General features: G+C 66.7%; 4 protein-coding genes. 1 reads left to right on the plus strand and 3 read right to left on the minus strand.

Annotated elements, in window-relative coordinates; translation table 11 throughout:
• The coding region (locus tag OXF11_12615; protein ID MCY4487938.1) for a hydantoinase/oxoprolinase family protein at positions 1-645 on the plus strand (645 nt) is incomplete at its 5' end.
• Between the two features lie 16 nt (positions 646-661).
• Here OXF11_12615 and OXF11_12620 read toward each other — a convergent pair.
• From OXF11_12620 to OXF11_12630, 3 genes are all read right to left on the minus strand, one after another.
• Positions 662-1,888, minus strand: a complete 1,227-nt coding sequence (locus OXF11_12620; protein MCY4487939.1) for an ATP-binding protein — start codon at positions 1,886-1,888, stop codon at positions 662-664.
• Positions 1,889-1,958: 70 nt separating this feature from the next.
• Positions 1,959-2,516 (minus strand): isochorismatase family protein, encoded by a 558-nt coding sequence (locus tag OXF11_12625; protein MCY4487940.1) that lies wholly within the window; start codon positions 2,514-2,516, stop codon positions 1,959-1,961.
• Between the two features lie 18 nt (positions 2,517-2,534).
• A partial coding sequence (locus OXF11_12630) for a hydantoinase B/oxoprolinase family protein (GenBank protein ID MCY4487941.1) occupies positions 2,535-3,081 on the minus strand: 547 nt, incomplete at its 5' end.

A 3,081-nucleotide genomic window follows, 5' to 3' on the forward strand; every position in this document is an offset into this window, starting at 1 on the left:
ATCCCCGAGATCTGCATCCCGCGCGATCCGGGCAACTTCTGCGCCGCCGGGATGCTGCTCACCGACCTGATCCGCAGCTACTCCCTCACCCGCATCGGCCCGCTGGACGAAACCCCGCCGGAGGCCATCCGGGAAGCGCTGGACGAGCTCCGGGACAAGGGCGTGCGTGAGCTCCAGGAACAGGGCGTGACCCCGGACCGCATCGACACCGAGGATTTCCTGGACATGCGCTATCCCGGCCAGTCCTATGAGGTCACCGTGCCCGCCGGGGACACTCGCAAGGAAATTCTCTCCCGGCTCTTCCACGAGGCCCACGGGCGGCTCTACGGCCACACCGCGGAGGAGGAGTCCATGGAGATCGTCAACTACCGGGTACGCTGCACCGGCCGGCTGCCCAAGATGACCTTTGCCGTCGAAGCCCCCGCCGACGGCCCCGCGCGGCCCCAGGGGCAACGGGACGCGCTCTTCCCGGGCGGGACCGCGCCGGTGCCGGCGCCCGTCTACCGCCGCGAAGACCTGGGCGCCGGCTGCCGCATCCCGGGCCCGGCCATCATCGAGGAGTACAGTTCCACGACCGTCGTGTATCCCGCCTTCGACCTGACCGTGGACGACCACGGCAACCTCCGGCTGCAGAGCACGGTGTAGACGCCTCCAGCGAACTTCATAGCTCGGCCAAGGGCAGCGCGGTCACTCCTTCCCCGAGGGGCAGCCGCACGTCGCCGGGATGCACCACGTATCCCGGCATGGCACGCTCTCCGAAGTCTTTCTGGAACCTGCGGATCGGGCCGGTCATGGCTGGGTGCGGCGTGGCGGAAAGCTTCACCTCGATGGGCACCAGCCTACCCTGAGTCTCCACGACGATGTCGACCTCCGCGCCGGCAGTGGTGCGCCAGAAAAAAATCCGCGGATCCACGCCCCGGTGGGTTAGCGTCTTCACGATTTCACCAACGACGGCGGTTTCCATGATGGCGCCCCCCAGAGGGCCGGATGCCGCGTGTTCAGGGTCCCGGAGTCCGACCAGGTAACACAGCGTCCCCACGTCGGTGAAATACACCTTGGGTGTCTTGACCAGGCGCTTGCCGATATTGGCGTAGTAAGGGCGCAGCACCAGCACCTGGCAGGTAGCCTCAAGCACCGACAACCATGCCTTGACGGTATTCAATGCAACGCCGAGGTCGCGCGCGACATCCCCCAGATTCAACAATTGGCCGCTGCGCGCCGCCAGCACCCGGAGCATATTCTGGAACTGGGTCAGGTCCCCGACCTGCCTGATGCTGCGTACGTCTCGTTCCAGGTAGGTCTGGATGTAGCTGGCATGCCACAACGCCAGGTCCCGTTCCGGCTGCGTCACCGGCTCAGGATAGCCGCCCCGCAGGAAACCCTTCCAGAGGCCGCCGAACGAGGAGCCGCCGGATGCGTGCAACAAATCACGCGCTTCCCACGGGAGTGGCCGCTGCGGTGTTCCCTCTACCTCCCGGCTGGCGAGGGGCAGCAGCCGCAACATCGCCACGCGGCCGGCCAAAGACTCGGTCACCTGCTCCGTAAGCAGAAGGTTCTGGGACCCGGTGAGCAGGAACTGCCCGTTCCGGCGCCGGTTCGTGTCGATGACTTCCTTGATGTACGGCAACAACCCGGGAGCGGACTGCAACTCGTCGAGGATGACCGGCGGCGGGTATTGTTTGAGAAACCCGCGAGGGTCGGCGGCGGCGGCAGCGCGCACGTCCGGCAGATCCAGGGAAACATACCCGTGGCTGTTGCCGAAGAGCCGTGTCAGCAGCGTGGTCTTCCCGGACTGGCGTGGTCCGCTCACCACCACGGCCGGGAACTCCCGCGCCGCTCGCGTCACGACCGGCTCCAGCGATCTCTCGATGTAGTCTTCTGCTACCATAGGTGGATATTATGCATTTCTGTTGCATAATATCCACCCGACTACGTTTCAGCCAAGGGTTGATCGAGGATTACGCGAACTCGATCATGTCGAGCTTGGTGAACCGCATGAGGTCGCCGGCGCCGGCGGGAAGGATGCCGAGCTGGTGGATGGCGTACTCGTGCTCGTAGGTGCTCTTGGCGTTGACGCCGTCCAGCGGGATGATGACGTTGTAGCGGTGGACCCGGGCGGCGGCGGTGGAGGTGTAGAGCACCGCGACGTTGGTCAGGCTGCCGACGACGATGAGGTTCTCGGTGCCGGCGCCGCTCAGAATGGCCTGAAGCTCGCCACCGGCGAACTTGTCGAAGGCGTCGGGATAGAGCACGGGCTCGGTGTCCCGGCGCTTGAGGGGCACCGCGGCGTCGCCCAGGGGCGTGCCCTTGAACTGCAACGAGATGGTGAACACCACGGGGACGGAGGCCTCCCGGACCCGCTCCAGGAATCCGCCCAGCGGCTCCATCAACTGCGAGCAGACCTCCTCGGGGTCGTGGCACCGGGCGTTCAGGTCCAACACCACCACGGCGGTCTTGGCCGGGTCGAGTGAGACAGGTTTCGGTTGGGGCCGGTTGGGGCCGGTTATTTCGGTCATGTTTCCTCCAGGCTGTGGTCAGTCTTCCGTCAACCTCCGCTCACGTAGCCGCGCGCGCAACTCCCGGGTGGCGGCCTCGTCGACCGTGGAGGTCCCATCCTCCATCGCGACACCGTAGGTCTCCTCGGCGGTAGCCCGGGAGATGCGGCCGTTCAACAGGCTCTCGGCCACCGCCTCCGGTTCCCGGTCCAACGGGTCGCCGTAGCCGCCGCCGCTGCCCAGCCGGAGATAGAGCACGTCGTCCTTGCCGATGTCGAATTCGCAGTAGGGCAGCAACCGCCGCTCGCCTTCCAGCGCGGGGAGGTCGTCGATGCACCGGTGGGCGGCCAGCAACTCATTGACACGCGTCCCTTCGAGCAGCACCAGCAGGCTGGGAGCGCCGGGGTAGCCGCCGAACATGCCGACGCCGGAGTTCCTCAGGCCTGCCACGCCGAAGGCCACGCCGCGGATCTTCTCCTCCGGCGCGTCGTGAAGCTTCACGGTGGCTTCCACGCCCACGCCGCCGGCGAACTTGCCGGCGCCGCCGCCGTCTGTCAGGTGGCGGCGGTAGAGGTACATGAGCGGG

The sequence above is a fragment of the Deltaproteobacteria bacterium genome (assembly GCA_026712905.1).
GTDB lineage: Bacteria > Desulfobacterota > Binatia > UBA9968 > JAJDTQ01 > JAJDTQ01.